At 71.5% G+C, this 5434-nt stretch carries 4 protein-coding genes; 3 read left to right on the top strand and 1 reads right to left on the bottom strand.

Annotated elements, in window-relative coordinates:
* Positions 1-1039 (bottom strand): ferrochelatase (locus tag N4P33_RS31965; protein ID WP_260830443.1); only part of this gene is annotated, 1039 nt, incomplete at its 3' end.
* 187 nt (positions 1040-1226) lie between these two features.
* On the opposite strand from N4P33_RS31965, the gene N4P33_RS31970 reads away from it, so the two are divergent.
* The 3 genes from N4P33_RS31970 (at position 1227) to sepH (ending at position 5209) form a co-directional block, all read left to right on the top strand.
* On the top strand, positions 1227-2465 hold the full coding sequence (locus N4P33_RS31970) for an MFS transporter (RefSeq protein ID WP_260830444.1): 1239 nt from the start codon (positions 1227-1229) through the stop codon (positions 2463-2465).
* Positions 2425-3744 carry a D-arabinono-1,4-lactone oxidase gene (locus N4P33_RS31975; RefSeq protein WP_260830445.1) on the top strand — a complete coding sequence of 440 codons (1320 nt, stop codon included), beginning with the start codon at positions 2425-2427 and terminating at the stop codon, positions 3742-3744. The genes N4P33_RS31970 and N4P33_RS31975 overlap by 41 nt, the downstream gene beginning before the upstream one ends.
* Before the next feature lie 415 nt (positions 3745-4159).
* Entirely contained in the window at positions 4160-5209 is a 1050-nt protein-coding gene (gene sepH, locus N4P33_RS31980) for a septation protein SepH (protein WP_260830446.1), read from the top strand.
* Positions 5210-5434 lie beyond the last annotated feature (225 nt).

A 5434-nucleotide genomic window follows, 5' to 3' on the forward strand; every position in this document is an offset into this window, starting at 1 on the left:
CGAGCGCGCCCAGGGCGCACGGCGTGACGTCCTGACCGCGCTCGCCGGCCGCCCGCTCGGTGATCAGCTCGCGGATCGCCGCGGCGAACCGCGGGTCGGCGCCGACGGTCGCCGAGCGGCGCACCGGCAGACCCAGCTCCTCGGCCTTGGCCTTGGCCTCGGTGTCGAGGTCGTAGAGGACCTCCATGTGGTCGGAGACGAAGCCGATGGGCGCCATGACGACCGCGGGGACCCCGGCCGCGTGCCGCTCCTCGAGGTGGTCGCAGATGTCGGGCTCCAGCCAGGGGATGTGCGGGGCGCCGGAGCGGGACTGGTAGACGAGCTGCCAGGGGTGGTCGACGCCGGTGCGCTCACGCACCGCGTCGGCGATGAGCCGTGCCACGTCCAGGTGCTGTCTGACGTACGCCCCGCCGTCGCTGTGGTCCTCGACCGGACCGGAGGCGTCCGCGGCCGAGACCGGGATGGAGTGGGTGGTGAAGGCGATGTGCGCCCCGTCCCGGACCTCCTCGGGCAGCTCGGCGAGCGACCGGAGGACCCCCTCGATCATGGGTTCCACGAAGCCGGGGTGGTTGAAGTAGTGCCGCAGCTTGTCGACGCGGGGCAGCTCGAGGCCCTCGGCCTCCAGGGCGGCGAGGGCGTCGGCGAGGTTCTCGCGGTACTGGCGGCAGCCCGAGTACGAGGCGTAGGCGCTGGTGGCCAGCACGAGGATGCGCCGGCGGCCGTCGCGGGCCATCTCGCGCAGCGTGTCGGTCAGGTACGGCGCCCAGTTGCGGTTGCCCCAGTAGACCGGCAGGTCCAGGCCGTGCTCGGCGAAGTCCTTGCGCAGCGCGTCCAGCAGGGCGCGGTTCTGGTCGTTGATGGGGCTGACCCCGCCGAAGAGGAAGTAGTGCTGTCCGACTTCCTTCAGGCGTTCGGTGGGGATGCCGCGGCCCCGCGTGACGTTCTCCAGGAACGGGACCACGTCGTCGGGGCCTTCGGGACCGCCGAACGAGAGCAGGAGCAGGGCGTCGTAGGGGCTGGCATCGAGCACGTCTGGCATGTCTCGATCCTGCCACCCGGCACTGACAGCGGGAAAACGGTGGGGGTCCTGCCGGATGTCCGCCGGAGGTCCTGCGGGTTGTTCGCCGGGGCTCCTGCCGGTTGTTTTTCCCGGTGCACTGAGGCTGACCTCACCAGTAAGCTGTATCGACTGAGGTCGCACCTTACTAAGACGTTTCGGAGACCCCGTGCCCAGCCCCTATCGCGCCCTGTTCGCCACGCCCGGCACCAAGGGTTTCTCCGCCGCCGGCCTCCTCGGCCGGATGCCGCTGTCCATGATGGGCATCGGCGTCGTGACGATGATCTCCCAGCTCACCGGGCGGTACGGCCTCGCCGGCGCCCTGTCGGCCACCATCGCGCTGTCCGCGGCGGTGGCGGGCCCGCAGGTCTCGCGCATGGTGGACCAGTACGGGCAGCGGCGGGTGCTGCGCCCGGCGACACTGCTCTCGCTGAGCGCGGCGGTCCTGTTGCTGTTCGCCGCGCACTACGGCTGGCCGGACTGGGTGCTGTTCGTCGCGTGCGTGGGCATCGGCTGCGTGCCGAGCGTCGGCGCGATGATCCGGGCCCGCTGGGCCGCCCTGTACCGGGGCACTCCGCAGCTGCACACCGCGTACTCCTTCGAGTCCGTGGTGGACGAGGTCTGCTTCATCTTCGGGCCGATCATCTCCATCGGCCTGTCCACGGCCTGGTTCCCGGAGGCCGGTCCGCTGCTCGCCGCCTGCTTCCTCGCCGTCGGCGTCTTCTGGCTGACCGCGCAGCGCGCCACCGAACCGGAGCCGCATCCGCGCGAGCGCAAGGGCGGCGGCAGCGCGCTGCGTTCGACCGGCCTGCAGGTCCTGGTGGCCACCTTCGTGGCGACCGGCGCGATCTTCGGCGCGGTGGACGTGGTCACCGTGGCGTTCGCGGAGGAGGAGGGGCACAAGGCGGCCGCCAGTGTGGTGCTCGCCGTCTACGCGCTGGGTTCCTGTGTGGCGGGCGCCGTGTTCGGGCTGCTGCACTTCGCGGGGCCGCCGGAGCGCCGCTGGCTGCTGGGCGTGTGCGCCATGGCCGTGAGTATGATCCCCCTCCTACTGGTCGGAAACCTGCCGTTTCTGGCCGTGGCGCTCTTCGTCGCGGGTCTGTCCATCGCTCCCACGATGATCACGACGATGTCCCTCATCGAAGAGCACGTACCACGCGCGCAGCTCACCGAGGGCATGACCTGGGTGAGCACGGGGCTGGCGGTCGGGGTCGCGCTCGGCTCCTCCGTGGCCGGCTGGGTGATCGACGCGGCCGGTGCGCGTGCCGGGTACGGGGTTCCGGCGGTGTCCGGGGCCGCCGCGGTCGCGGTCGGTTTCCTCGGGTACCGCCGGCTCAAGCGGCCGGCACCGGGTCGGGGAGGCTCCGTTGGGCAGCACAGCGAGCGCGAAGAACGGCACGTGGCGTAACTGGGGAGGGAATGTCTCCGCCCGGCCCGCGCGGGAGGTCACGCCCGCCTCCGTCGAGGAGCTGGCCGAGGCGGTCCGCCGGGCGGCCGAGGACCGGCTGCCGGTGAAGGCGGTCGGTACGGGGCACTCCTTCACGTCCATAGCGGCCACCGACGGTGTGCTGATCCGCCCTCAACTGCTGACGGGCATCCGTGACATCGACCGTACGGCCGGGACCGTCACGGTCGAGGCCGGCACCCCGCTCAAGAGGCTCAATGTGGCTCTCGCGCGGGAGGGTCTGTCGCTGACCAACATGGGCGACATCATGGAGCAGACGGTCTCCGGGGCGATCAGCACCGGCACGCACGGCACCGGCCGCGACTCCGCGTCGATCGCCGCGCAGATCCGGGCACTGGAACTGGTCACCGCGGACGGCTCGGTGCTCCACTGCTCCGAGAAGGAGAACCCGGACGTCTTCGCCGCCGCCCGCATCGGCCTCGGCGCCCTCGGCATCGTCACCGCCGTCACCTTCGCCGTGGAGCCGATGTTCCTGCTCACGGCGCGCGAAGAGCCCATGCCGTTCGACCGGGTGCTCGCCGAGTTCGACGAACTCCACGCGGAGAACGAGCACTTCGAGTTCTACTGGTTCCCGCACACCGGGAACACCAACACCAAGCGCAACAACCGCAGCGCGGGCCCGGAGCGCCCGGTCCCGCCGCTCAAGGGCTGGTTCGAGGACGAGTTCCTGTCCAACGGCGTGTTCCAGGTGGCCAACTGGGTCGGCCGCGCCCTGCCCGCGACCATCCCGCCCATCGCGCAGATCTCCAGCAAGGCGCTGTCCGCGCGCACGTACACCGACATCTCCTACAAGGTCTTCACCTCTCCCCGCCGGGTGCGCTTCGTGGAGATGGAGTACGCGATTCCGCGCGAGGCGCTGGCCGGCACGCTCAAGGAGTTGAAGGCGATGGTCGACCGCTCCCCGCTGCGCGTCAGCTTCCCGGTCGAGGTGCGCACGGCCCCCGCCGACGACATCACCCTGTCCACGGCGTCCGGCCGCGACAGCGCGTACATCGCCGTGCACATGTTCCGCGGTACCCCCTATCAGGCGTACTTCACCGCGGCCGAGCGCATCTTCACGGCCCACGAGGGCCGGCCGCATTGGGGCAAGATCCACACCCGGGACGCCGAGTACTTCTCCGGCGTGTACCCGCGCTTCGCCGAGTTCACCGCACTGCGTGACCGCCTCGACCCCGAACGCCGCTTCCGCAACGACTACTTGCGCCGCGTCCTCGGGGCCTGACACCGCCCCGAAAACAGCGGCTCCGTTTCCGGAGGTCACGTGAAGTTCCCCACGTAGTCGATCACCGGAACCGGACAACAGGCGGCCGAGTAGGACCCCTTGCCAGAAAGTGGGCGGCGTGCCAATCCACGCACGTGGCCCAAATGGAGTACTGTTGCGAGCCCTGGGTCCGGTCTCCCGACAGGGTGCTCGTGACCTTGGAGGACCGCCGGGAGGGGGCTAGTTGCACAGGGTGACGCAGTTGGTCACTTAGCGTTGCGAATAGGTAACCGTGCCATAACGGCGATCCAGGGCCCGCGCCCGACACGCCGGGCAACTCGGCAAGGTTGTGGCAGGCTGCACCCGGGCAGGCCACACTCGACTAGCGGAAGCAGCGACGCACGTGACGTCGGCAGGCACCACCCGGGAGGTCCCCATGCCCGAACTGCGTGTCGTGGCCGTCTCGAATGACGGCACACGGCTGGTGCTGAAGGCTGCGGACAGCACGGAGTACACGCTTCCGATCGACGAACGGCTCCGCGCCGCCGTGCGCGGCGACCGTCCCCGCCTCGGCCAGATCGAGATCGAGGTGGAGAGCCATCTCCGCCCCCGCGACATCCAGGCGCGTATACGTGCCGGCGCGACCGCGGAAGAAGTCGCCCAGATGGCCGGCATCCCCGTGGACCGCGTACGCCGCTTCGAGGGCCCCGTCCTCGCCGAGCGCGCCTTCATGGCCGAACGCGCCCGCAAGACCCCTGTCCGCCGCCCCGGCGAGAACTCCGGTCCCCCGCTCGGTGAGGCCGTCCAGGAGCGCCTGCTGCTGCGCGGCGCCGAGAAGGACACGGTCCAGTGGGACTCCTGGCGCCGCGACGACGGCACCTGGGAGGTCCTGCTGGTCTACCGCGTGGCCGGCGAACCCCACTCGGCGAGCTGGACCTACGACCCGCCCCGCCGCCTGGTCCAGGCCGTCGACGACGAGGCACGCTCACTCATCGGCGAGTCCGACGACCTCGCCGCACCCGAGCCGAGCTTCCCCTTCGTCCCGCGCATCGCCCGGCTGCCACGCGACCGCCCGCTGGACCGTTCCGCCGACCGCGAACGCCCCAGCCTGCCCGCCCAGGCCTCCGAACCGCCCGAGGAGTCGACGGCGGCCACGGCCTCGAGCGAACGCGACTCGCTGACCAGCCTGCTGGAGGCCGTACCGAGCTTCCGAGGCGACCTGGTCGTCCCCGAACGGACGCCCGAGTCACCCCCCGAGGAGCCCGACACCGAGCCCGAGGCGGAGGAGCCCCCGGCCCCCGCGGCCTCGGCCGGCTCCGCGTACGCGGACGTCCTCATGCCCCGTTCCGTAGGCAGCCACCGCGACCGCCTCATCGGCTCGACCGACCGCCAGGCCGAAGCGGACGGCGTCCGCCCCGGCCGCCGCGCCGCGGTCCCGAGCTGGGACGAGATCGTCTTCGGCACGCGCCGCAAGAAGCAGGAGTAACCGCAGAGAAGGGGCGCTCACCACAGGTGGTGGGCCCCCTTCTGCGCACCCCGCAGCCCCCATGGACGCACCCGCAGTCGGCGACGCACCGGAGGGGGCGTGGTGGCGCGGCGGAGGCCGCCGCTTAGCTGGTCCCCACGTGGTTCCACGTGCAAGCACAGGGAGGGGCGCGACTGCGGCGGCCTCCGCCGCGCCGCCGCGCCCCCGCCCCACAGCACTACCGGC

Origin of the sequence: Streptomyces sp. 15-116A (genome assembly GCF_025290915.1) — a bacterium.
Classification (GTDB): domain Bacteria; phylum Actinomycetota; class Actinomycetes; order Streptomycetales; family Streptomycetaceae; genus Streptomyces.

What these genes read in the sequence shown, in the direction of transcription:
- sepH (WP_260830446.1), top strand. Translation starts at nt 4,160, where the DNA reads ATGCCCGAACTGCGTGTCGTGGCCGTCTCGAATGACGGCACACGGCTG.